Annotated in this window: 25 protein-coding genes; 10 read left to right on the top strand and 15 right to left on the bottom strand. The window is 69.8% G+C overall.

Translation table 11 applies throughout. The features are described 5' to 3' along the window. Window positions 1–37: 37 nt before the first annotated feature. The 5 genes from ACWF62_RS02185 to ACWF62_RS02205 are packed head-to-tail and all read right to left on the bottom strand — an operon-like array spanning window position 38 to window position 5,718. Entirely contained in the window at window positions 38–1,210 is a 1,173-nt protein-coding gene (locus ACWF62_RS02185; protein ID WP_378507391.1) for an acyl-CoA dehydrogenase family protein, read from the bottom strand. Continuing rightward, complete coding sequence (locus ACWF62_RS02190; protein ID WP_378507390.1) at window positions 1,162–2,151, bottom strand: acyl-CoA dehydrogenase family protein; 990 nt, start codon at window positions 2,149–2,151, stop codon at window positions 1,162–1,164. Before ACWF62_RS02190 ends, ACWF62_RS02185 begins: the two co-directional genes overlap by 49 nt. Further along, on the bottom strand, window positions 2,148–3,287 hold the full coding sequence (locus tag ACWF62_RS02195) for an acyl-CoA dehydrogenase family protein (protein WP_378507389.1): 1,140 nt from the start codon (window positions 3,285–3,287) through the stop codon (window positions 2,148–2,150). Before ACWF62_RS02195 ends, ACWF62_RS02190 begins: the two co-directional genes overlap by 4 nt. Then, window positions 3,287–4,144: an enoyl-CoA hydratase gene (locus ACWF62_RS02200; protein WP_378507388.1), complete on the bottom strand. Its 858-nt coding sequence runs from the start codon at window positions 4,142–4,144 to the stop codon at window positions 3,287–3,289. The genes ACWF62_RS02195 and ACWF62_RS02200 overlap by 1 nt, the downstream gene beginning before the upstream one ends. Beyond that, complete coding sequence (locus tag ACWF62_RS02205) at window positions 4,141–5,718, bottom strand: FadD3 family acyl-CoA ligase (RefSeq protein ID WP_452629372.1); 1,578 nt, start codon at window positions 5,716–5,718, stop codon at window positions 4,141–4,143. Before ACWF62_RS02205 ends, ACWF62_RS02200 begins: the two co-directional genes overlap by 4 nt. A gap of 77 nt (window positions 5,719–5,795) precedes the next feature. On the opposite strand from ACWF62_RS02205, the gene ACWF62_RS02210 reads away from it, so the two are divergent. From ACWF62_RS02210 to ACWF62_RS02220, 3 genes are all read left to right on the top strand, one after another. Continuing rightward, complete coding sequence (locus tag ACWF62_RS02210; RefSeq protein WP_378507387.1) at window positions 5,796–6,995, top strand: acyl-CoA dehydrogenase family protein; 1,200 nt, start codon at window positions 5,796–5,798, stop codon at window positions 6,993–6,995. Continuing rightward, a complete protein-coding gene (locus tag ACWF62_RS02215) occupies window positions 6,992–7,801 on the top strand; it encodes an SDR family oxidoreductase (protein WP_452629319.1) in 810 nt (269 codons plus the stop codon). The genes ACWF62_RS02210 and ACWF62_RS02215 overlap by 4 nt, the downstream gene beginning before the upstream one ends. 129 nt (window positions 7,802–7,930) lie before the next feature. Next, a complete protein-coding gene (locus ACWF62_RS02220; RefSeq protein WP_452629320.1) occupies window positions 7,931–9,007 on the top strand; it encodes a type IV toxin-antitoxin system AbiEi family antitoxin domain-containing protein in 1,077 nt (358 codons plus the stop codon). Here ACWF62_RS02220 and ACWF62_RS02225 read toward each other — a convergent pair. Next, complete coding sequence (locus tag ACWF62_RS02225) at window positions 9,004–9,765, bottom strand: SDR family NAD(P)-dependent oxidoreductase (RefSeq protein ID WP_378507384.1); 762 nt, start codon at window positions 9,763–9,765, stop codon at window positions 9,004–9,006. The two genes, ACWF62_RS02220 and ACWF62_RS02225, sit on opposite strands and share 4 nt — an antisense overlap. Before the next feature lie 40 nt (window positions 9,766–9,805). Here ACWF62_RS02225 and ACWF62_RS02230 point away from each other — a divergent pair, with 40 nt between their 5' ends. Both ACWF62_RS02230 and ACWF62_RS02235 read left to right on the top strand, forming a co-directional pair. Then, entirely contained in the window at window positions 9,806–10,429 is a 624-nt protein-coding gene (locus ACWF62_RS02230) for a TetR/AcrR family transcriptional regulator (protein ID WP_378507383.1), read from the top strand. A gap of 15 nt (window positions 10,430–10,444) precedes the next feature. Beyond that, window positions 10,445–11,596 carry an acetyl-CoA C-acetyltransferase gene (locus tag ACWF62_RS02235; protein WP_378507382.1) on the top strand — a complete coding sequence of 384 codons (1,152 nt, stop codon included), beginning with the start codon at window positions 10,445–10,447 and terminating at the stop codon, window positions 11,594–11,596. Between the two features lie 75 nt (window positions 11,597–11,671). Here ACWF62_RS02235 and ACWF62_RS02240 read toward each other — a convergent pair whose 3' ends face one another. Further along, complete coding sequence (locus ACWF62_RS02240; RefSeq protein WP_378507381.1) at window positions 11,672–12,289, bottom strand: TetR/AcrR family transcriptional regulator; 618 nt, start codon at window positions 12,287–12,289, stop codon at window positions 11,672–11,674. A gap of 95 nt (window positions 12,290–12,384) precedes the next feature. Between ACWF62_RS02240 and ACWF62_RS02245 the strand changes: the two genes are divergently transcribed. Beyond that, window positions 12,385–12,657, top strand: coding sequence for a DUF2277 domain-containing protein (locus tag ACWF62_RS02245; RefSeq protein WP_378507380.1), 273 nt, complete (start codon window positions 12,385–12,387; stop codon window positions 12,655–12,657). Between the two features lie 24 nt (window positions 12,658–12,681). Here ACWF62_RS02245 and ACWF62_RS02250 read toward each other — a convergent pair whose 3' ends face one another. Beyond that, window positions 12,682–13,581, bottom strand: coding sequence for a LysR family transcriptional regulator (locus ACWF62_RS02250; protein WP_378507379.1), 900 nt, complete (start codon window positions 13,579–13,581; stop codon window positions 12,682–12,684). A 96-nt stretch (window positions 13,582–13,677) separates the two neighbouring features. Between ACWF62_RS02250 and ACWF62_RS02255 the strand changes: the two genes are divergently transcribed. Beyond that, window positions 13,678–14,028, top strand: coding sequence for a DoxX family protein (locus ACWF62_RS02255; protein ID WP_378507378.1), 351 nt, complete (start codon window positions 13,678–13,680; stop codon window positions 14,026–14,028). Window positions 14,029–14,115: 87 nt separating this feature from the next. On the opposite strand, the gene ACWF62_RS02260 is transcribed toward ACWF62_RS02255, so the two are convergent. The 4 genes from ACWF62_RS02260 to echA20 are packed head-to-tail and all read right to left on the bottom strand — an operon-like array spanning window position 14,116 to window position 17,592. Next, window positions 14,116–15,183 (bottom strand): NAD(P)H-dependent flavin oxidoreductase, encoded by a 1,068-nt coding sequence (locus ACWF62_RS02260; protein ID WP_452629321.1) that lies wholly within the window; start codon window positions 15,181–15,183, stop codon window positions 14,116–14,118. Continuing rightward, a complete protein-coding gene (locus ACWF62_RS02265) occupies window positions 15,180–15,929 on the bottom strand; it encodes a CoA-transferase subunit beta (RefSeq protein ID WP_378507376.1) in 750 nt (249 codons plus the stop codon). Before ACWF62_RS02265 ends, ACWF62_RS02260 begins: the two co-directional genes overlap by 4 nt. Then, the gene (locus tag ACWF62_RS02270; protein ID WP_378507375.1) at window positions 15,926–16,816 is read right to left on the bottom strand and encodes a CoA transferase subunit A; all 891 of its coding nucleotides are present in this window, start codon (window positions 16,814–16,816) and stop codon (window positions 15,926–15,928) included. Before ACWF62_RS02270 ends, ACWF62_RS02265 begins: the two co-directional genes overlap by 4 nt. Continuing rightward, window positions 16,816–17,592, bottom strand: a complete 777-nt coding sequence (gene echA20, locus ACWF62_RS02275; RefSeq protein WP_378507374.1) for a (7aS)-7a-methyl-1,5-dioxo-2,3,5,6,7,7a-hexahydro-1H-indene-carboxyl-CoA hydrolase — start codon at window positions 17,590–17,592, stop codon at window positions 16,816–16,818. Before echA20 ends, ACWF62_RS02270 begins: the two co-directional genes overlap by 1 nt. A 163-nt stretch (window positions 17,593–17,755) precedes the next feature. Between echA20 and ACWF62_RS02280 the strand changes: the two genes are divergently transcribed. Continuing rightward, complete coding sequence (locus ACWF62_RS02280; protein WP_378507373.1) at window positions 17,756–18,529, top strand: SDR family oxidoreductase; 774 nt, start codon at window positions 17,756–17,758, stop codon at window positions 18,527–18,529. Next, window positions 18,529–19,443: an SDR family oxidoreductase gene (locus ACWF62_RS02285; RefSeq protein WP_378570721.1), complete on the top strand. Its 915-nt coding sequence runs from the start codon at window positions 18,529–18,531 to the stop codon at window positions 19,441–19,443. Before ACWF62_RS02280 ends, ACWF62_RS02285 begins: the two co-directional genes overlap by 1 nt. A gap of 60 nt (window positions 19,444–19,503) precedes the next feature. Here the strand turns inward: ACWF62_RS02285 and ACWF62_RS02290 are convergent, their stop codons facing one another. The 3 genes from ACWF62_RS02290 to ACWF62_RS02300 all read right to left on the bottom strand — a co-directional run bounded on the left by ACWF62_RS02290 (window position 19,504) and on the right by ACWF62_RS02300 (window position 21,889). After that, the gene (locus tag ACWF62_RS02290) at window positions 19,504–20,181 is read right to left on the bottom strand and encodes a GNAT family N-acetyltransferase (RefSeq protein ID WP_378507371.1); all 678 of its coding nucleotides are present in this window, start codon (window positions 20,179–20,181) and stop codon (window positions 19,504–19,506) included. A gap of 72 nt (window positions 20,182–20,253) precedes the next feature. Continuing rightward, complete coding sequence (locus tag ACWF62_RS02295) at window positions 20,254–20,718, bottom strand: nitroreductase family deazaflavin-dependent oxidoreductase (protein WP_378570719.1); 465 nt, start codon at window positions 20,716–20,718, stop codon at window positions 20,254–20,256. 7 nt (window positions 20,719–20,725) lie between these two features. Next, complete coding sequence (locus ACWF62_RS02300; RefSeq protein WP_378507369.1) at window positions 20,726–21,889, bottom strand: steroid 3-ketoacyl-CoA thiolase; 1,164 nt, start codon at window positions 21,887–21,889, stop codon at window positions 20,726–20,728. A gap of 162 nt (window positions 21,890–22,051) precedes the next feature. On the opposite strand from ACWF62_RS02300, the gene ACWF62_RS02305 reads away from it, so the two are divergent. After that, entirely contained in the window at window positions 22,052–23,314 is a 1,263-nt protein-coding gene (locus ACWF62_RS02305; RefSeq protein ID WP_378507368.1) for a cytochrome P450, read from the top strand. Window positions 23,315–23,420: the final 106 nt, after the last annotated feature.

The raw sequence follows: 23,420 nt of genomic DNA on the forward strand, positions 1-23,420 counted from the left end.
ATGTTCGGGCCGGCCCTTCCACGGGTGGGGACTGCGGTCAGGCGGGCAGGCCCGCGAGCGACTCCATCTCCTTGACGAACTCCGCGGGCTGCCCGAACAGCTGCGCGCTGCCGTGCGCACGCTTGAAGTACAGGTGCGCGTCGTGCTCCCAGGTGATCGCGATGCCGCCGTGCAGCTGGATCGCGTCGCCGGTGACCGCGAGCAGCGCCTCGGAGCAGTACGCCTTCGCGACCGCGGCGTCGGCGGCCGCGGACGGCAGGCCCTCGCTCAGCGAGTACACCGCCGCGTAGGACGCCGACCGGGCCGTCTCGACCAGGAAGTACAGGTCGGCCATCCGGTGCTTGAGCGCCTGGAAGCTGCCGATTGCGCGACCGAACTGGACCCGGTCCTTGCTGTAGTCGACGGTCATCTGCAGGCAGCGCGCCGCGGCACCGACCTGCTCGGCGGTCTGCGCGACGATCGCGATCTGCCGGACCCGCTCGAGCGCCGGGGAGGCGTCGCCGTCGGTGAGCCGGACCGCCGACGCGGCGGTGAACTCCACCAGCGACAGCGGACGGGTGAGGTCCATCGTCGGCAGCTGCCTGCGGGCAACACCGTCGGCCGACGGATCCACCTCGAACAGTTCGATGCCGCCGCCGATCGAGGCCGCGACGATCAGCACGTCGGCGTGCGCACCGTCGAGCACGTAGTGCGCGGTGCCCGAGACGGTGTAGCCGTCGGCCTCGCTGCCGGACGCGGAGGTCGCGACATCGTCGCTGCGCCAGTGTCCCTCGGGGCCGACCCAGCACAGCGCGGCGATCGAGGCACCCTCAGCGATGCCGGGGAGCAGGCGCTCGCACGCCTCGGCGTTCCCGGTCGCCAGGATCGCCTGCGCGGCAAGGACCGCGGAACCGAACATCGGCGACGGCGTCAACGCGGCACCGAGCTCCTCGAGCACCAGGTGCTGCTCGACGACGGTGGCGCCGAAGCCGCCGAACTCCTCCGGGATCGCCAGCGCCGCGACACCGACCTGCTGGCACAGCACGTCCCACAGGCCGCGGTCGAAGGCATCGCCGGACTCGAGGGTCTTGCGCAGCGCGGCCGGATCGGCGCGCTTGGTCAGCAGCTGCGCGACGGTCTTGCGAAGCTCGAGCTGCTCCTCCGCGAACACCCCGACGCCGCTCACAGCGCGCTCGCAACCCGCGCGCGGTGCGCGGCGGTGGTGCCCCATGCGGACTGCAGCGCACGGACCTTGGTCAGCCACAGCGACAGATCGCACTCGAGGGTGTAGCCGATCGCGCCGTGCACCTGCAGCGCCTTGCGGGACGCGAGGTAGGCGGCATTCGCGGCGGCGACCTTCGCGGCGGAGACGTCGCGGGCGACGGTGTCGGCGCCGTCGGCGATCGCGATCGCCGCGCCGTACACCAGCGGGGTGGCCATCTCGACGGCGACCTTCGCGTCGGACAGGTGGTGCTTGACGGCCTGGAAGCTGCCGATGACCCGGCCGAACTGCGCGCGGTTCTTCGCGTAGTCGGTTGCCGTGTCGATCATCGCGTGACCGGCGCCGATCAGTTGAGCGGAGACCGCGAGCACCGCGAGGTCGTAGGCCTGCTCGGCGGCCGCGGCGACGTCCGGCCCCTGGGCCAGGGTCTCGACGGCCTCCACCTCGAACAGGCGCCGGGCCGGGTCGACGGACTCGAGCTGCGTGGTCGGGCGGACCAGTTCGAGGGTGTCGCCGCTGACTCGCAGGACGGGGTCGGCCAGGTCGGCGTCGAGGGCGCGCGGGGTGGACGGTTCGAGCACCAGCGATGCGAGGGAGGTGCCCTCGGCGATGCCGGGCAGGAACCGCTTCGCGAGCGACTGGTCACCGAGGGCGGACAGCAGTGCGGGGACCGCGGCCGCGGTCTCGACGAGCGGTCCGGGGACCGCGGCGCGGCCCAGTTCGAGGAAGGCAACGGCGAGATCGGCCGGGTGCGCGGCGATCCCGTCGTACTCCTCGGGGATCGCGAGCGCGGTCACGCCGGTCTCGGCGAGCTGGGTCAGCAGCTCACGACCGGGGGCGGTGTCGTTCTCGCCCCAGGAGCGGACGACGGCCGGGGTGTTGGCACCGGCGAGCAGGCCGCGGAGGCTGTCCGCGAAGTCGCGCTGCTCGGTGGATAGGGAGAATTTCATCGATCCGCCTTCGGGAGTCCGAGCAGCCGCTCGGCAACGATGTTGCGCTGAATTTCGTTGGTGCCGGCATAGATCGGGCCGGACAGCGAGAACAGGTAGCCGTCCTGCCAGGTGCCGGCGAGCTCGCCGTCGGCACCGAGCAGGTCGAGGGCCGTCTCGTGGATGCGGACGTCGAGCTCGGACCAGAAGATCTTGTTGATGGAGCCCTCGACACCCAGCGGAACGCCCTCAAGCATCCGGGTGACGGTGCCCCAGGTGTGCAGCCGGTACGCCTCGGCGCCGATCCACGCGTCGACGACACGATCCCGTGCGGCGGTGTCGGTGGTGTCGGCGCCTGACTTCCACACCTCGACGAGACGGTCGACCGCGGACATGAAGCGGCCGGGGCTGCGCAGCGACAGGCCACGCTCGTTGCTCGCGGTGCTCATCGCCACCCGCCAGCCGTTGTTCACCTCGCCGACGACGTCGGTGTCCGGGACGAACACGTCCTCGAAGAAGATCTCCGCGAAGCCCGGCTCGCCGTCGAGCTGCGGGATCGGCCGCACCGTGACGCCATCCTGGTTCAGCGGGAACATGAAGTAGGTCAGACCCTTGTGGCGCTGCGCCTCCGGGTCGGTGCGGAACATGCCGAAGCCCCAGTCGGCGTACACCGCGCGCGAGCTCCACGTCTTCTGCCCGTTGAGGATCCAGCCGCCCTCGGTGCGGCGGGCCGTCGAGCGGATGCCGGCAAGGTCGGATCCGGCCTCCGGCTCGGACCAGGCCTGCGCCCAGATGTCGTCGGCACGCGACATGCGCGGCATGATCCGGGCGAGCTGCTCCGGCGTGCCGTGCTCGAACAGGGTCGGCGCGAACAGGAAGATGCCGTTCTGGCTGACCCGGCCGGGCGCGCCCGCCTTGTAGTACTCCTCTTCGAAGAGCACCCATTCGATCATCGACGCGTCGCGGCCACCGAATTCGGCGGGCCAGGCGACGGTCGACAGGCGGGCGTCGGCCAGCTTGTGCTCCCACTCGCGGTGGGCCTCGAAGCCCTCCGCGGTGTCCATCGACGGCAGCGGCTGTGCCGGGACGTTGGCCGCGAGCCACTCCCGCACTTCCAGCTGGAAGGCGCGGGCCTTGTCGTCCAGTTCGAGATCCACTATTTCGCCTTCGCTTTCATACTGTTGACGTCCATTCCACCCAGCGAGTCCCTGCCCACCTCGGCGTTGTGCGCGTGGGCGAAGTGATGCAGGCCGAAGACCGAGTCCATGCCCGCGCGCTGACCCATCAGGTCCTCGCACTGGTTGACGGCCTTCTTGGTCAGGGCAAGGCCGAAGCGCGGCATCTGCGCGACCCGGTCGGCGAGGTCCTTGGTCGCTGCGGCGAGATCGGCGCGGGGCACCACCCGGTTGACCATGCCGACCTCGTACCCGCGCTGCGCGGTGAAGCGGTCTCCGGTGAAGAGGATCTCCTTGGCGAACCGCGACCCGAGCACCCACGGGTGCGCGAAGTACTCGACCCCGGGAATACCCATCCGGACAACGGGATCGGAGAAGAACGCGTCGTCGGAGGCGACGATCAGGTCGCAACACCACGCGAGCATCAGACCACCCGCGATGCACGCGCCGTGCACCTGCGCGATCATCGGCTTCGGAATCTCCCGCCAGCGCCTGCACATTCCGAGGTACACCTCGGTTTCTCTGGCGAAACGCTGGTCGCCGCCGGGCTTTCCGAGGTGATCCCACCACAGTGCGGCCTTGTTCTCGTAGTGCACGTGATGGTCGCGGCCCGGCGTGCCGATGTCGTGACCGGCGCTGAAGTGCTCGCCGTTGCCCGCCAGCACGATCACCTTGACGTCGTCGTCCTCGACGGCCCGTTCGAAGGCGGCATCGAGTGCGTACGTCATCACCGAGTTCTGCGCATTGCGGTACTCGGGGCGATTGAGTGTCACGTACGCGATGTGGTCGCGCACCTGGTAGGTGACGACCTCGCCCTCGTCCGGAAGGGGAGGGGTCACGACTTTCCCTCGCGCAGATCGTTCTTGAGGACCTTGCCGGACGGGTTGCGGGGCAACCCGTCGACGATCCGCACCTCGCGCGGAATCTTGAAGCCGGCCAGACGCTCCTTGCAGAACGCGATGACCTCGTCGGCGGTGAGGGTGGCGCCCGGCTTCACGACCACGTACGCGCGGCCGACCTCGCCCGCCCGCTCGTCCGGAATGCCGATGACCGCGGCCTCGGCAACGGAATCGATGCGCGCCAGGGTGTTTTCGACCTCGGCCGGGTACACGTTGAACCCGTTCGAGATGTACATGTCCTTGAGACGGTCGGTGATGTCCAGGTAGCCGCGCTCGTCGAGGACGCCCACGTCGCCGGTGTGCAGCCAGCCGTCGGCGTCGATCGTCTTCGCGGTGGCCTCGGGATCGTCGAGGTAGCCGAGCATGACGTTCTCGCCGCGCACCAGGATCTCGCCCTGGTCGCCGATCCGCACCTCCATGCCGGGGATGGCGCGTCCGGACGACGTCGCGACAGTGACCGGATCGTCGTCGGTGCGGCACATCGTCACCACGACCGCCTCGGTCTGGCCGTACGCGGTGAGGACCGCCTCGTACCCGAGTTCGGCCTGCAGTCGCTCGACAAGGACGACCGGGACCGCGGCGGCGCCGGTGATCGCGATCCGCAGGCTCGACAGGTCGTAGTCGTCGCGGGTCGGGAAGTCGAGGATCGTCTGATGGATCGTGGGTGCGCCGGGCAGGACGGTGATCTTCTCGGCGGCAACGGTGCCCATCACCTTCGGCACGTCGAAGGTGGCGAACGGCACGTTGGTGGCGCCGCGCAGCAGGCACACCATGATCCCGGCCTTGTAGCCGAACGTGTGGAAGAACGGGTTGATGACCAGGTATCGGTCGTTGGAGTCGATTTCGGCGCAGTCGGCCCACGCGTCGGCGATGCCGACGGTCTGGCGGTGCGCGGTCATGACGCCCTTGCTCTTGCCGGTGGTGCCGGACGTGAACAGGATGTCGGCGATGTCGTCGGGGGAGACGGCGGCGGCGCGGGCGTCGGCGTCGGCGACCGAGACCGGCTCGGCCGCTGCGGCAAGCCGATCCCACTCGAGGATGTCGCCGCCGGGGAACTCGGTCGTCGGGACGCCGTCGGCCGGGTTGTCCGACGGGGTGCGGACCACGAGCTTCAGGTCCGGCAGCCCGCCGGGGCCAGCTGCGTCGAGCACGTTCGCGAGCCGGTCCGCCTTGAGGAACCGGGCGGGCACGACGAGCGCCTTGGCCGCGGTGCGCTGCAGGAGGTCGAGGGCCTCGTGACCGGTGTACCGGGTGCTGATCGGCACCACCGTTGCGCCCGCGTACTGGGCGGCGAGCAGCGCCTCCACCCAGTGGTGGGTGTTGGGAGCCCAGATGGCGACCCGGTCCCCGGGCTCGATGCCCGCGGCCATCAGTGCCCGTGCCGTGGTGCGGACCCGGTCCAGCAGTTCGGTGTAGGTGACGCGGTCGGACCCGTCGGCGATGGCCTCGTTCGACCCGTACAGTTCCGCCGCGCGCAGCAGCGCGGCCGGGGTCGTCCGGGGCTCGGTGGTCACATCTGTGCTCACTATTTCTCCTAGGGCGAGGCGAAACCTCTATACAAAGCAAGTGCTTGGTAGGGTACCGTATCGCTGTGGACGTTAGCCAGGGTGAGAGCGAGGTCGCGGACGCGGCCTTCGCCAAAGAAGTGCGCGAATGGCTCGAGGAGAACCTCTCGGGGAAGTTCGCCGAGCTGAAGGGCCTCGGTGGGCCGGGGCGTGAACACGAGGCGTTCGAGGAGCGACTCGAATGGGACCGTCACCTGGCCGCGGCCGGCTGGACGTGCCTCGGATGGCCGAGGGAGTACGGCGGCCGCGAGGCGACGCTGAGCCAGCAGATCATCTTCCACCAGGAGTACGCGCGCGCCAATGCGCCTGCGCGGGTGAGCCACATCGGTGAGGAACTGCTCGGCCCGACGCTGATCGCGTTCGGTACCGAGGAGCAGAAGCAGCGGTTCCTGCCCGGCATCAAGACCGTTACCGAGCTGTGGTGCCAGGGCTACTCCGAGCCCGGCGCAGGCTCCGATCTCGCGAACGTGTCGACCACCGCCCGGATCGAGGGCGACCAGTGGGTCGTCAACGGGCAGAAGGTGTGGACCTCGCTGGCGCACCTGTCGGACTGGTGCTTCGTCGTCGCCCGCACCGAGCCGGGGTCGTCGCGTCACAAGGGGCTGTCGTACCTGCTGGTCCCGATGAACCAGGACGGCGTCGAGGTGCGCCCGATCATCCAGCTCACCGGCACCTCCGAGTTCAACGAGGTGTTTTTCGACAACGCCCGCACCGACGCCGACCTCGTCGTGGGTGGCGAGGGCAATGGCTGGGCGACGGCGATGGGCACCCTCACCTTCGAGCGCGGTGTCTCCACCCTCGGCCAGCAGATCGGCTTCGCCCGCGAACTCGAGTCGATCGTCGAACTGGCCGAGCGCAACGGCGCCGCCACCGATCCCGCGATCCGCACCAAGATCTCCCGGGCATGGATGGGTCTGCAGGTGATGCGCGCCCACGCGCTGCGCACCCTCGCGGCCGTCGACGCCAGCGAAAGCGGCGGCGAGGCGTCCGTCGCCAAGCTGCTGTGGGCCAACTGGCATCGCGGCCTCGGTGAACTTGCGATGGAGGTGCAGGGGGCGGCCTCCCTCGTCGGCGTCGAGGACACCGAGCCCGGCGAGGAACTGAACGACCTGCAGCGGCTGTGGCTGTTCAGCCGCGCCGACACCATCTACGGCGGATCCAACGAGATCCAGCGCAACATCATCGCCGAGCGGGTGCTCGGCCTTCCCCGAGAGGCACGCCCGTGACCACTTCCGTCCAGTCCCCGCTCTCCGTCGCTCCCGCCGAGATCGAGGGCCACAACCTGCTCAAGGGCAAGAAGGTCGTCGTGACCGCCGCCGCGGGCACCGGCATCGGTTTCGCCACCGCCCGCCGCGCCCTGCTCGAGGGCGCCGACGTTCTCGTCTCCGACTTCCACGAGCGTCGTCTCGGCGAGACCGTCGAGAAGCTGGCGGCCGAGTTCGGCGGCCAGCAGATCACCTCCTTCGTGTGCGACGTCTCCAGCACCGAGCAGGTCGACGCCCTGATCGCGAGCGCCGCCGAGCAGCTCGGTCGCATCGACGTCCTCGTCAACAACGCGGGCCTTGGTGGCGAGACCCCGGTCGTCGACATGACCGACGAGCAGTGGGACCGCGTCCTCGACATCACCCTGACCAGCACCTTCCGCGCCACCCGCGCGGCACTGCGCTACTTCAAGAGCGTCGACCACAACGGTGTGCTGGTGAACAACGCGTCGGTCCTCGGCTGGCGTGCGCAGCATTCGCAGGCGCACTACGCGGCGGCGAAGGCGGGCGTCATGGCGCTGACCCGCTGCTCGGCGATCGAGGCCGCCGAGTACGGCGTCCGGATCAACGCCGTCGCCCCGTCCATCGCCAAGCACCCGTTCCTGGCGAAGGTGACCAGCGACGAGCTGCTCGACACCCTCGCCTCCCGCGAGGCGTACGGCCGCGCCGCCGAGGTGTGGGAGATCGCCGCGACGATCGCGATGCTCGCCAGCGACTACACCACCTACCTGACCGGCGAGATCGTCTCCATCTCCAGCCAGCGCGCCTAGGCGGCTCCGCCGCCTGTGAGTCCTTTTGGTCCCCACCGGGGCCAGAAGGACTCACAGGCGCGCAGCGCCTGTGGATAACCCTTCCCGGGGTCGGTGCGCGTGTCGGACCGGGCGGTCATGGTCCGGTGTATGCCTCCGGAACAGACACCTCGCGAGCTTCAGGTCCTCCTCGATGCGCAGCTCGGCCTGGTTACCCAGGCTCAGCTGACCGCATGCGGCTTCCCGCGCACCCGGGTCCGTAAACGGCTCGAGGCCGGGCACTGGCAGCGGGTGCTGCACGGCGTCTACTGCGTGACCACCGGCCCGCTGACCCGGCCGATGACGCTCATGGCCGCGTTGATCTACGGCGGTGGCCCGGCGCTGCTGAGCCACCGAACCGCTGCGGAGGAATGGGGCATCGTGCCCGCCGATCCATCCGCTCCCGTGCACATCACCGTGCCGTACCGACTCTCGGCCAAGGGCCAGTCACCCACGTGCGTCGGGGGCGGCAGTCCAGGGTTCCCGGTGCCCGCGGTCGGGTCCGTCCTGCACCCCGGGGTGGTCGTGCACCGTTCGCGTGCGCACGCCTACATCGGTCTCGACACGGCAATGCCCCGGACCACGCTGGCCGACACGGCGATCGACCTCGCGGTGGCGGAGCCGACCGCACGGGCCGCCTACGTCAGCCTGATCTCGTCGGTCACGAACCGTCGCATCCGGCTGGCGGACGTACGGCAGCGCCTGCAGGAACGGACACCCCGGCGTTATCGCAGGGCGCTCGAGGACGCGGTCCGCCTGCTCGCCGAGGGTGTGCAATCGGTACTCGAATACCACTTCGCGGTCGACGTCGAGCAGGCGCACGGTTTGCCACGAGCGGACCGGCAGGGGCCGGTGATCGTCGACGGCAGGACCCTGTGGGAAGACTGCGACTACACCGGATGCGGCGCACCCCTGATCGTTCGCCTGGACGGGCGCTGGTCGCACTCCATGCGTGAGGTGAAGTTCCGCGACCGGCGTCGGGACAACGCCGCCGAACTGGCGGGGCGACCTCGATTGGTGTTCGGCTACGAGGAGACCGTCGGGACCCCGTGCGTGGTGGCGCAGGAGGTCGAGCGGGTCCTGCGTCGCGAGGGCTGGGTGAGGCGGGACGAAAACCCCTGTCCCGCCTGTGAGTCCTTCTGGTCCGAGTGGGGGCCAGAAGGACTCACGGGCGGCGAAGCCGCCTAGACGGTGTAGCCGCCGTCGACGTTCAGCTTCTGGCCGGTGATGAAGCCCGCCTTGTCGCTGGCGAGGAAGCTGACGGCCTCCGCGATGTCGGTGGCTGACCCGAAGCGGCCAAGGGGGATCCGGCTCATCGCGACCGCCTGCGCGCGCTCGTCGAGATCGGCGCTGCCCATCAGTCGCGCGGCCATCCCGTCGGTGAGCATGCCGGGCCCGACCGCGTTGAACCGCACCCCGAACCGGCCCTCCTCCGCCGCGAACGCCCGCACCAGCGCCTCGACGGCACCCTTGGTGCCCGAGGACAGGCCGTCGCGCACGGGGTAACGATCGGTGGCCGCGGTGGTGACCGCGACGACCGAGCCCGCGGTGGCCCGCAGCGCGGGCAGGAACGCCGATACGATCGCGAAGAACGCGGTCGCCTCGGCATTCAGGTGCTCGGCGTACGTCGCGGGGGAGACCCGCGACAGGTGGACCATCGGGATGTGCGGGCCCGCCGCGTGGACCAGCACCGACGGCTCACCGAACCCGGTGCGCACCGCGTCGGCCCACTCCGCGACGGCGGCCGGGTCGGTGACGTCGACGCGGTCGGCCCGCGCCAGCCCGCCCGCGGCCGCGACCTCGGCGACGGCGGCCTCGGCCCGGCCGGCGTTCGCCCGGTAGGTGAGCGCCACCGGGTGTCCCGCCGCGGCGAGCCGTCGGACGATCGCGATGCCGATGCCGCCGGAACCTCCGGTCACGACGGCGCAGTGCGTTGTGTCAGCCATCCTCGGACCCTAGCAATCGCTTGGTTGGTATGATGGCGATGTGACACCACCGCCCCGTGCCGAAGAGTCCGCCACCAAGTCCGGTCGCCGCGCTGAGCTGCTCGACCTCGCGGCGGCACTGTTCGCGGAGCGCGGAACCCGTGCGACCACCGTCCGCGACATCGCCGACGCCGCGGGGATCCTGTCCGGCAGCCTCTACCACCATTTCGACTCCAAGGAGTCGATGGTCGACGAGATCCTCAGCGGATTCCTCGACGACCTGTTCGGGCGGTACCAGGCGATCACCGACTCCGGGCTCGGCGCCCGAGCCACCCTCGAGGCGCTCGTGGTCGCCTCCTTCGAGTCCATCGACAGTTCGCACGCCGCGGTCGCGATCTACCAGGACGAGGCCAAGCATCTCGTCGGGAGCGACCGGTTCGCGTACATCACCGACCGCAACCGGGAGTTTCGGACCCTGTGGGTGTCCGTGCTCGAATCCGGCATCACGGACGGCAGCTTCCGCCCCGACATCGATGTCGAGCTGGTGTACCGCTTCATGCGGGACACCGTCTGGGTCGCGGTCCGGTGGTACCGGCCCGGCGGACCGATGACCGCGGAAACCGTCGCCAAGCAGTACCTCGCCATCGTTCTCGACGGGCTGTCCAGCCCCGCGAGCCGGTCCTAACCCTAGGGAGATCCCATGCCTGAGGCATACATCGTCGACGCCATCCGCACCCCCATCGGGAAGAAGAACGGCGCGCTCGCCGGTGTCCACCCGATCGACCTGGGCGCGCACATCGTCAAGGCGCTGGTCGAGCGCACCGGCATCGACCCGTCCGAGGTCGACGACGTCATCTTCGGCTGCGTCGACGCGGTCGGCGGCCAGGCAGGCAACATCGCCCGGCTGTCCTGGCTGGCGGCGGGGCTGCCGCAGCACGTCCCCGGCGTCACCGTGGACCGTCAGTGCGGCTCGAGCCAGCAGGCCATCCAGTTCGGCGCGCAGGCCATCCTGTCCGGCACCGCCGACCTGATCGTCGCGGGCGGCGTGCAGAACATGAGCCAGATCCCGATCTCGTCGGCGATGGTCGTCGGCGAGCAGTTCGGGTTCAGCACCCCGACCGCCGAGTCCACCGGCTGGACCGAGCGTTACGGCGATGCGGAGGTGTCCCAGTTCCTTGGCGCCGAGATGATCGCCGACAAGTGGGACATCAGCCGCGAGGAGCTCGAGAAGTGGGCGCTGCAGAGCCACGAGCGGGCCAAGGCAGCGATCGCCGCGGGCCGCTTCGACAACGAGACCGTCCCGCTCGGTGACGCGACCGTCGACGAGGGCCCGCGGGAGACCAGCCTGGAGAAGATGGCGAGCCTGAACGTGCTCGTCGAGAACGGCAAGATGACCGCCGCCGTCGCCAGCCAGATCTCCGACGGCGCCAGCGCGCTGCTGCTCGCCTCGGAGGAGGCCGTCGCCAAGCACGGCCTCAAGCCCCGCGCCCGGATCCACCACGTCAGCGCGCGCGGCGACGACCCGATCTTCATGCTGTCCGCGCCGATCCCGGCCACCCAGCACGCGCTCGCCAAGACCGGCCTGACCATCGACGACATCGACGTCGTCGAGATCAACGAGGCGTTCGCGCCGGTCGTGCTCGCCTGGATCAAGGAGATCGGCGCCGACCCGGCGAAGGTCAACGTCAACGGCGGCGCGATCGCGCTCGGCCACCCGCTCGGCGCGACCGGCACCAAGCTGATGGCGACCCTGCTCAACGAGCTCGAGCGGGTCGACGGCCGCTACGGCCTGCTGACCATCTGCGAGGGCGGCGGCACCGCGAACGTCACCATCATCGAGCGCATCAAGTAGGCACCGCGATCGAATCCCGATGCCCTCCCGATCCGCCGGATCGGGAGGGCATCGGTGTTTTCGCGAGCCGGCGGTTTAACGCAGCGTCGAGATCAGGGCGTTGAGGGCGTCGGCCAGCTTCGCGCACCACTCGTCGGCGTCCTCGTCGCCGTGCGTGACACCGCGAATCATCGTGGCGGAGACCAGCATGTCGAACACGATGCCCGCGGTGTCCTCGGCCTTCGGGTCCGGCAGCGACACGGACCCGAGGACCCGCGCGACGAACGCGGCGCGGGCCGGTGCCTCGGCTCGTTGGACGAGCCGCTCGTGCACGCCGTCGTGGTGGTGGTAGGCCGAGAGCAGTCCGGGGATCGCCGAGCGGGCCGCCGGATGGGCGGTGCTGTCGAGGAACTTGCGAGTCCACACCAGCAGGTCCGCGTGCAGGTCGTCGGTGGCCGGGGGCGCAGGCATTTCGTCGTCCTCGCGGAGGCCGAAGATCGCGTCCTCGATGATCATCTCGCGGGTCGCCCACCGCCGGTAGATCGCCGGCGCACTGACCCGGGCCCGGCGGGCGATCGCCTGGATGGTGGTCTTCTGGTATCCGGACTCGACCAGCAGGTCGACCGTTGCCTCGAGCACCGCGCGATCGACCTGCGGATCACGGGGACGCCCCGGTCCGGTGGCCTGCTCACCCCGTTCACGCGTCAGCTTCACAGGGGCTGACGTTACCGGAGGGGAGTCCACCGACCTGGGTGTCCGCGCGCGGCACGCTCGTCGCGCCGCGCGCCGTCGGGGTCTACCGTCGAGGCATGTGCCGAAACATCACCGAGCTGCGCGGCCTGGAACCGGCCGCGACCGCGGAGGAGATCGAGGCCGCCGCGGTCCAGTACATCCGCAAGGTCAGCGGAATCCACAAGCTGTCCGACCACACCAGGGAGCCGTTCGAGCGGGCCGTCGCCGAGGTCACCGCCGCCACCGAACGGCTGCTCGCCGAGCTGCCGGAGCGGCGGCAGCCACCATCGACGGTGCCGCCACTGCGCCGACCCGAGGTGCGTGCCCGGATCGCCGCCCGCCAGGGATGAGCGGAGGTCGGGCGGCGGCGACCCTCACCGGGATCCGGATCGGGTCTCGATGCAGCACCGGACGAAGTCGCGCAGCACCGGGTCGCCGTCGCGTTCCTCGGCCCACCCGACGGCGACCCGGCTCCCGCTCACGCCCGTGACCGGGACGAACGTGATGCCCGGACGTCGATAGAAGCGGGCGACGCCCTCGGGGGCGAGCGCGACGCCGTAGCCGTTCGCGATCGCCGCCAGCCACTCGTCCGAGTTGTGGGCGACGGCGCCGATGATCGGGGCCCGGTCGTCGCGCTCCGCGGTAGCGAGCCAGTGGTCACGCGCGCGCCCGGCCTCGGCGGGCCCGGCAACGAACGGGTCGTCCCACAGTTCGGGGAAGTCGATCGACTCGCGCCCGGCCAATCGGTGGCGGGCGGGCAGTGCCACCCAGCGCGGTTCGGTGAACAGCACCTCGACGCGCAGCCGCGGGTGGTCCGGGACCGGTAGTCGGAGGAACGCGGCGTCCACCCGGCCGTCGGCGAGCCCCGCGGTCGGGTCGGCCCAGTCGGTCCTGCGCATGTCGACGCGCCAACCCGGGTGCCGGCGAGTGAAGGCGGCGACGATCCGCTGAGTCGACTCGTTGGCTGCGGTCGCCACGAACCCGACCCGCAGCACCCCCGCCGTGACGGCGGCGGACTGTCGTGTCTCCCGCACCGCGGTGTCCCAGCCGTCGAGCAGCGCGGGGAGGTGGCCGGCGAGGGTACGTCCGGGATCGGTCAGGGACATGCCGGTGTGGGACCGCACGAACAGATCCACCCCGAGCGTGGTCTCGAGTTGCCGGATCTGCCTGGTGAGCGTCGGCTGCGACACGAACAGCCGTTCCGCGGCCGCGGTGATGCTTGCCTCCTCGGCGACGACGACGAAGTAGCGCAGCAACCGGATGTCCACATCCATGCAACCAGCGTATGGACGCGGGTATTGGACGGGCAATGTCGCGATGGGAAGGATTGTGGCAGAAGGTGTTTGCCTTCGCGTTCGCTGGAGGGTTCGATGTTCACCGCCTACGTCACCGTCACCGCCGCTGCCGTGCTCGCCAACGGCTACGCGGCCGTCGCCGACTTCCTGCAGACGAACGCCGCCGTCGCCAATGCGGTCAGGGTGGGGCTCTCCCGCTCCTGGCTGCTGCCGTTGGGTCTGGTCAAGGCGGCCGGTGTCGTCGGCCTGCTTGTTGGGATCGTCGTGCCCGCGATCGGGGTAGCCGCGGCCGTCGGCCTTGTCCTGTACTTCACCTGCGCCGTCGCCGCCCACCTGCGGGTGCGGTGGTACCGGACGCTGCCGTTCCCGGCCGGGTTCCTGCTGCTGGCGGTCGCCGCGCTCGTGCTGCGGGTGGCGACGGCCTGACGGCGTCGGAAACGGGTGAAGGGCACCCCCGACCGGTTCAACCGGTCGATGGTGCCCTTCACCCGGAGGGGGGTCGGTGCGTTCGGCTCAGGCCTTGAGCGCTCCGAGCGCGTCGATGCGCTTGACCGCGTCCGCGACGATGCGGTCGATCAGTTCCTGGCAGCTGGGCAGGTCCTCGATCATGCCGACCACCTGACCGGACGCCAGCACGCCGGCCTCGGTGTTGCCCTCGACCAGACCGGCCTTGAGCAGCATCGGGGTGTTGGCGGCCATGATGATCTGCTGCCACGTCCGGTCGCCGGACTTCTTCATGGCGAGGCCGTCCTTGGCCAGCGTCGACCACTTCATGCCGGTCATCGCCTTGAACTTCATCGCGTTCTTGGTGGCGGCGACGAGTCCCTTGGCGTAACTGGACTTTTCGAGTGCGTTGACCAGGTCGGTGTTGAGCACCCGGTGCGGCATGCCGTCGACCCTCACCGACACCGTGGTGTCGGTGAGGCCGCGCTGCAGGTACTGCTGCTTGACCGAGTCCGGCACCGCGGAGTCGCTGGTGAGCAGGAAGCGGGTGCCCATCGCGACACCGGCCGCGCCGTAGGACAGCGCAGCAGCGAGCCCACGACCGTCGAAGAAACCGCCGCCAGCGATAACCGGGATGTCGACGGCGTCGAGCACCGACGGCAGCAGCAGCGTCGTCGCGACGCCGCCGGTGTGGCCGCCGCCCTCGCCGCCCTGCACGACCACCGCGTCGGCGCCCCAGGAGGCGACCTTGACGGCGTGCTTGGCGGCACCGATCGAGGGGACAACGACGATGCCGTTGTCCTTGAGCTTGGCGATCAGGTCCTTCTTCGGCGCCAGCGCGAAGGACGCGACCTTGACACCCTCACGGATGAGCAGGTCGCACCGCTGGCCGGCGTCGGACGCGTCGGCGCGCATGTTGACGCCGAACGGCTTGCTCGTGAGCTGCTTGGTCTTCTTGATCGCGACCTCGAGCTCGTCGTAGGTCATCGTCGCCGAGGCGAGGATGCCCAGACCGCCCGCGTTGCAGGTGGCCGCGGTCAGGCGCGGACCGGACACCCAGCCCATGCCGGTCTGCACGATCGGGTGCTCGATGCCGACCAGCTCGGTCAGCGGGGTACGCAGTACCTGGCTGCTCATGCCGGAATCTCGCGGTCGCGGAAGCTCTTCGGGTCGAGGACCTCGCGGATGATCCGCAGTTCCTCGGCGGTGGGCTCACGGGTCACGCCCGCCTCGGCCAGCCCGGCGACCTCGAAGGAGGTGTTCTCGGCGACCTCGTCGGCGGTGACGCCGGGGTGCAGCGTGACGGCACGGAAGGTACGGCCGGGACCCTGGAAGTCGAACACACCGAGGTTGGTGATCACCTGGTAGTTGTTCAGGAAGCGGAACGCCGGGTTCTCCGGGTCCACCTTGTCGTAGCCGACCCCGCACACCACGTCGACCTGCTCGGTGAACACTCGGGTGGAGTGCTTGCCGACCCAGTAGCTGGTGGCGTGGTTGATCGAGTTGCCGGGGGCGCCGCGCAGGCCGAACATCTGGCGGGTCGGCTTGTCCAGCGGGCCGAACGCGGAGAGGTTCTGGTTGCCGAACTTGTCGATCTGGTTGGCGCCCATCACCACGTGACGACGGCCCGACGCGACCACGTCGAAGACCTTCGAGAACGGGATGTAGCCCTCGATCGGTGCGGCGGCGCCGATCGCCGGGGCGTCGGCGAAGATCAGGGCCTCACCGTCGGTGATGATCAGGTCCGGCTCGGAGGTGAGCTTCGCCAGGCGGGCACCGATGAGCGACATCGTCGACATGGGCGAGGCGAAGATCTCGCCAGCGTCGGCGAACAGGTCGGCGCACGCGACTGCGCAGTACTCGGCGCGGGTTACCTCGGTCATGCGTTCTGCTCCTCTGCGAACTTGCGCACGGCGGCCTGGTAGTCGTCCTCGCTGCCGGACAGGTAGGTGTCGGCGAAGGCCTGCCATGCCTCGGGGGTCTTGGCGGACTCGGCGTAGTGGCGCTGGAACTTTTCGTCCCGCTTGTACCCGCCCGCGAAGGTGAAGTGTGCGCCGTTCGGGGCCTCGGTGACGGTGTCGACCATCGCGCGGTTCAGGATCAGCGCCTGGTTCGGGACGGACTTGACGAGTTCCTCGGTCGAGACGATCTTGTCGACGCTGAGGATGCGCTGCTCGGCCGCGAGGCAGAACAGGTCGTCGAAGTACGGGTCCACGCCGGTGTAGGCAGCGTTGCCGCGCTCGTCGGCCAGGTCCAGGTGGACCAGGGCAGCGTCGAGGTTCAGCGCGGGCATTGCGATGAGGGACTCGATGCGGCCGTCGGCGTCCGGGTACGGGGACGCGACGGTCTTGAGCTCGTCGCCCCAGACGGTCTGCGCGTCCGAGCCGAGGCCGGCGCGGATCGGCATGAACGGCAGGCGCGCGGCGGCGGCCTGCAGGCCGGCCTTGACCATGCCCTCGTCCATCTCGCGGGACTCGACGGTCCCGGCGACGCGGGCCTTGGCGAACCAGGGGTCGTAGAAGGGCGCCGAGTCCAGGGACACGAATCCGTAGTAGGCGCGCTTGACCTTGCCCGCGGAGATCAGCAGACCGAGGTCCGGGCCCAGGTAGCCGACGACGGTCAGGTCGGTGACGTCACTGCGCAGCAGGGCGCGCACGAGGGCCATCGGCTTGCGCCGCGAGCCCCAGCCGCCGATGCCGATGGTCATCCCGCTCTGGATGCCGGCGACGGCCTCGTCCAGTGAGCGGCGCTTGTCGCGCTTCTCGGCCATTAGTTGCCCTCTCCCTTGGTGTTCGACTTCGGCTTGCCGGTCGCGACGAACTCGTCGCGGTGCTCGTCGGCGACGCCTGCGAGGTTCAGCTCGAACGTGAAGCCCTGCTCGATCCGGTAGCTGGTGTGCACGTCCATCACGTCGATCCGGTTGATGGCCTCCTTGGCGCGCCGGATGACCCGGGTGTCCTTGGCGGCGATCTCACCGGCGATCTTCAGCGCGCAGGCGTCGAGCTCCTCACGCGGGACCACGTCGTAGACGGACCCGAAGTGCTTGAGGGTCTGGGCGTCGACGTTCTTCGCCGTGTAGTACAGCGTCCGCATCATGTGCTGCGGGACAAGGCGGGCCAGGTGGGTGGCCGCGCCGAGCGCGCCGCGGTCCACCTCGGGCAGGCCGAAGATCGCGTCGTCGGAGGCGACGATGACGTCCGCGTTGCCGACCAGGCCGATGCCACCGCCGACGCAGAAGCCGTTGACGGCGACCACGACGGGGACCTCGCAGTCGTAGACGGCGCCGAACGCCGCCGCGCAGCCGCGGTTGGCGTCGATCAGGGCGCCGTGACCCTCGGTGGCCTGCATTTCCTTGATGTCGACACCGGCGTTGAAGCCGCGTCCCTCGGCCCGCAGGATCACCACGTGGGTGTCCGGCTTCTGCCCGGCCTCGCGGATGGCGTCGGCCAGTTCGAACCATCCCTTCGAGGGGATCGCATTCACGGGCGGGTAGTTGACGGTGACCGTGACGATGCCGGCCCCGTCGGAAGTGGAGGTGATTCCCATCGTGATTCCTTAGGTAGGTCGCCAAACCAAGCGATTGCTTGGTAAGTTAGCACACCTGCGGGCCTGGCCGGAGTCCGTCGCCGATGCGACCGGAGCAGCCCCCCGGTCCGCAGGCGAATCATCGGGCGGCCGTGAGGGGGCCGCTGACAGCGGAGGTGCGTTGGTGGATTTGGGTCTCAGTGGCAGCGTCGTGCTCGTCACCGGAGGGGTGCGGGGGGTCGGGGCGGGCATCAGCCGCACCTTCCTGCGAGCGGGGGCGACGGTGGTGACCTGCGCGCGCAGGCCCGCGGACGACCCGATCGAGGTCGACGGCCGCGGGGTGGAGTTTGTCGCCTGCGACGTCCGCGACCCCGAGCAGGTGCAGGCAATGATCGACGGGATCGTCGCGCGGCACGGCAGGCTCGACACCGTCGTCAACAACGCGGGCGGCGCACCGTTCGCCCTCGCCGCCGACGCGGGCCCGAAATTCCATTCGAAGATCGTCGAACTGAACCTGCTGGCCCCGCTGCTGATCTCGCAGGCGGCGAACGCCGTTATGCAGCAGCAGGACGGCGGCGGTTCGATCGTGAACATTTCATCGGTGAGCGGCAGCCGCCCGTCGCCGGGCACCGCGGCGTACGGCGCGGCGAAGGCTGGCGTCGACTCCCTGTCGGCCAGCCTGTCGGTCGAGTGGGCGCCGAAGGTGCGGGTGAACTCGATCGTCGTCGGGCTCGTCGAGACCGAGCAGGCGCACCTGCACTACGGCGACGAGGCCGGTGTCGAGGCGGTCGGGGCCACGGTCCCGCTGGGTCGGATGGCCCGCCCCGAGGACATCGGAAACTGTGCAGCATTCCTGGCATCGCCGCTGGCGTCCTACGTCAGCGGTTCGACCCTGACCGTCCACGGTGGCGGTGAACGCCCCGCCTTCCTGGCGGCGGCATCAACGGAGGAGAAGTAGTGAGCGGACTGGTAGACGGTCGCGTCGTCATCGTGACGGGCGCGGGCCGCGGCATCGGACGGGCGCACGCACTGGCGTTCGCGGCGGAGGGCGCGAAGGTCGTCGTCAACGACATCGGCGTCGGCAGCGACGGCACCGCCACCGGTGAGAGCCCCGGCGAGCAGGTCGTCGCGGAGATCATCGCCGCGGGCGGCCAGGCCGTCGTCAACGGTGACGACGTCGCGGACTGGGAGGGTGCGCAGAACCTGATCAAGACCGCGATCGACGCCTTCGGCGGCCTCGACGTGCTGGTCAACAACGCGGGCTTCCTGCGGGACCGGATGCTCGTCGGGATGAGCGAGCAGGAGTGGGACGCGGTGATCCGCGTGCACCTCAAGGGCCACTTCGCCCCGCTGCGGCACGCCGCCGCGTACTGGCGTGCCGAGTCGAAGGCCGGACGCCCGGTCGACGCCCGGATCATCAACACCAGCTCCGGCGCGGGCCTGATGGGCTCGATCGGCCAGGGCAACTACGCCGCGGCGAAGGCGGGCATCGCCGAGATGACCATCCAGGCCGCGGCCGAGCTGAAGAACTACGGCGTCTCCGTCACCGCGATCGCGCCCGCCGCGCGCACCCGGATGACGGTCGGCGCTGGCGGTGCGATGGCCGAGGCGATGGCCGCCCCGGAGGAGGGCTTCGACGCGATGGCGCCGGAGAACATCTCCCCGCTCGTCGTGTGGCTCGGCTCGACCGAGTCGAAGGACGTCACCGGCCGCGTGTTCGAGGTCGAGGGCGGCAAGGTCACCGTCGCCGAGGGCTGGCGGCACGGCCCGAGCCAGGACAAGGGCGCGCGCTGGGAGCCGAAGGAACTCGGCCCGGTCGTCGCGGACCTGCTGGCCAAGGCCGAGACCCCGACGCCGGTCTACGGGGCGTAGGCGGCTGCGCCGCCCGTGAGTCCTTTTGGCCCGCCAGGGGACCAAAAGGACTCACGGGCGCTACGCGCCTGCCGGGGTGCGGACGACGACGACGGTGCCAGGGAAGTAGGCGGCCAGCTCGGTGCGCGACTGCTTGAGCGCGGCGGTGCCGTAGCCGTGCTTGCGTGAGGCAGGCGCCACCCAGACGGCGATGTCGACCTCCTGGCCGGTCAGTTCGCCGAACACCAGCCCGACGCTGCGCGGGGCGTCGCCGCTGACGTCCTCGCACACGAACCAGGCCGCGGTCTCGTCGTCGACGCGGCGCAGCCCCCGCTCCCGCTCGGATTCCACCCGGTCCGACGACCACGGATTCCCGTTGTCGTCGAACTGCTCCTCGGACCGCAGCCGGAACAGGTCGGCATCGGAGTCGCTGCCGCCGAACGGTCGCAGCCGGACGCCGGACCCGGTCGCGGCGGGTCGCTGTTCGGGAAGCCATTTCAGGGTCGCGTCGAGGTTCTGCACCTCGTCGCGCAGCCGGTCCCGTTCGAGGCGGGTCAACCGCCCGAGCTGCAGCCCGAGCACCACCTCGGCGTTCGCCTCGGTGCTGTCGAGCAGCCCGCTCACCGCGCGCACCGCCCCCGCGTGGTCGTCGCTCTCGACGATCGCGTCGAGGACCTCGTGTCGCATCTCGAGCGCCTTGAGTAACGCGGACGCGAGTTCGCGTCGGTCCAGGATCTGATCTTGGGGGCCGGCCGTCATGACGATCTCCCTCATCTGTTGGGTGAGCATTGCCGAGTCATCTCGCATTGTCGGCCACCCGAAGGGGATTTTCTAGGAACACACGACGACCGGGATCTGCCGGTCGGTCCACGCCTGGTAGTCGTCGAATTCCGGGTACATCGCCACCAGCTTCGGCCACAGCCGGGCGCGTTCCTCGTCGTCGGCGACGCGCGCGACGAGTGGGCGTAGCCGGGACCGGATCTGGATGGTCACCCGGGGGTCGGCCTTCAGGTTGAGGTACCACAGCGGGTGCTTCGGCTGGCCGCCCTGCGACGCGACGAGCACCACGCTGTCGCCGTCCTCGAGAAACAGCAGCGGGCTGACCCGGTGCGCACCGGACTTGCGTCCGGTGGTGGTGAGCAGGCAGATCGGCAGCCCCGTCCGCGCGGCGCTGCCGACCCGCCACTTGCCGCCGATCCGCCCACCGGTCGCCCGGTACGCGACCACGTTCGCCCTCGACATCCACTTGATGATCGAGCGCGTGAATCTCGTGTCGAGCAGCGGTGGGCGGTTCATCGCGGCGTCAGATCCGTTCGATGATGGTGCCGGTGGCCAGCGCGCCGCCCGCGCACATCGTGATCAGCGCGGTCGAGCCGTTGCGACGCTCCAACTCGTGCAGCGCGGTGGTGATCAGCCGGGATCCGGTGCTGCCAACGGGATGTCCGAGCGCGAGCGCGCCGCCGTTGACGTTCACCTTGTCCATGTCGGGGCCGTGCACCTGCGCCCACGACAGCGCAACCGACGCGAACGCCTCGTTGACCTCGAACAGGTCGAGGTCCCCGATCTTCATGCCCGCCTTCTCGAGCACCTTGGCGGTCGCCTGCACGGGACCGTCGAGGTGGAACTCGGGCTCGGCGCCGACGAGGACCTGCGAGACGATCCGGGCCCGCGGCTTCAGGCCGAGCGCCAGCGCCCGGTCCGAGTCCATCAGCAGCACGGCGGCGGCACCGTCGGAGATCTGCGAGGAGGTGCCCGCGGTGTGGATCCCGCCCTCGATGACCGGCTTGAGCCCCGCGAGGGACTCCGCGGTGGTGTCGCGCAGACCCTGATCGCGTGAGATCACCGTGGTCTCGGAGGTGGGCAGCTTGTCCGCGCCGATGACGGGGGCCGTCACGGGCAGCACCTCGCGGTCGAAGCGGCCCTCCTCCCATGCCTGCTTGGCCAGGGCCTGCGACCGGACGCCGAGCGCCTCGATGTCGTCGCGGGTGATGCCGCGGCGCTTGGCGATTCGCTCGGCGGCCTCGAACTGGGCGGGCATGTCGATGTCCCAGGAGGCGGGGCGGCGCGGTCCGGCCTCGGTGCCGACGTTGGCGCCGAGCGGGACCTGGCTCATCTGCTCGACACCGCAGGCGATGCCGACGTCGATGGCGCCGGTCGCGATGAGGCCCGCGATCAGGTGGTTGGCTTGCTGCGCGGAGCCGCACTGGCAGTCGATGGTGGTTGCGCCGACCTGCCAGGGCAGGCCCGCGGCGAGCCACGCGGTCCGGGTGACGTTGTTGGACTGCGCACCCGCCTGGGTGACGCAGCCGCCGATGACCTGCTCGACGAGCTGCGGATCGATGCCGGAGCGCTCGAGGAGGCCGACCTGCGCGGCGCCAAGGGTTTCGGCCGCGTGCAGGCCGGACAGCCATCCGCCGCGCTTGCCGATCGGGGTCCGGACGGCCTCGACGATTACTGGTGTGCCCACTGCGGGCTCCTTTCATATTCTTCTTAGGAAAGTAGAACAGGTTCCGCGCCTCGGCAAGGACTCTGGCTGCAGATCTTCCCTAGACGTTGGGGGTGTGATTCAATATCGATAGAACGTGTTACAGATCACTTGCGACTTGATACGCGAGGGCAGGAGACAGCAGTGGCGCAGCCCAACATCCCCGCCGGGTTCGACTTTACGGACCCGGACATCTACGCACATCGACTCCCCGTCGAGGAACTCGCCGAGGTGCGCAACACCCAGCCGGTGTTCTGGGTCGAGCAGCCGGACGGCGTCGGCGGCTTCAGTGACGGTGGCTACTGGCTCGTCACCAAGCACGAGGACATCCGCGACGTCTCGATGCGCAGCGACGTGTTCTCCACCTGGGAGAACACCGCGATTCCGCGGTTCGCCGACGACATCGACCGTGCGAACATCGAACTGCAGCGGTTCGTGCTGCTGAACAAGGACGCCCCGGAGCACACCAAGCTGCGCAAGCTGGTCTCCCGCGGCTTCACCCCCCGCGCGATCAATGCGATCAAGGACGAGCTGCACGAGCGGGCCGAGGCCATCGTCAAGGCCGCCGCCGCAGAGGGCAAGGGCGACTTCGTCACCCAGGTCGCCTGTGAGCTGCCGCTGCAGGCCATCGCCGAGCTCATCGGCGTGCCGCAGGAGGACCGCGGCAAGGTCTTCGACTGGTCCAACCAGATGACCGGCTACGACGACCCGGAGCTGGACATCGACCCGGTGACGGCGTCGATGGAGATCCTCGGCTACGCGTACCAGATGGCGGAGGCCCGCAAGGCCGACCCGCGCGAGGACCTGGTCACCACGCTCATCGAGGCGGACGTCGACGGCGAGGCGCTCAGCGCCGAGGAGTTCGGGTTCTTCGTGATCCTGCTCGCCGTTGCGGGCAACGAGACCACCCGCAACGCGATCACCCACGGCATGAAGGCCTTCATGGACCATCCCGAGCAGTGGGAGCTGTACAAGAAGGAGCGCCCGAAGACCACGGCGGACGAGATCATCCGCTGGGCAACCCCGGTCGCCGCCTTCCAGCGCACCGTGCTCGAAGACACCGAGATCGGCGGCGTCACCGTCACCAAGGGTCAGCGTGTGGTGATGAACTACATCTCGGCGAACTTCGACGAGGACGTGTTCGAGAACGCGCATGACTTCAACATTCTGCGGGACCCGAACCCGCACCTGTCGTTCGGCGGCACCGGCGCCCACTACTGCCTGGGCGCCAACCTGGCCCGCATGGAGATCGATCTGATCTTCAACGCGATCGCCGACTTCCTGCCGGACATCACCGAGGTCGCGGACCCGCGTCGCCTGCGCTCCGGCTGGCTCAACGGCCTCAAGGAGTACCAGGTCGACTACCAGACCCAGGGCACCGGTGGGGGTTGCCCCGTCGCGCACTGACGGCTCGGTGAGGGCGAGCCGACGGTAACGCGAAACAGCGCCGGGGGGGGCGAAGGGGGCCGCCGGGGGTGTTTGGTTTCCGGGCGGGTAACCCATTTTCCTCGAC

It is taken from the genome of Rhodococcus sp. NPDC054953 (assembly GCF_053609225.1).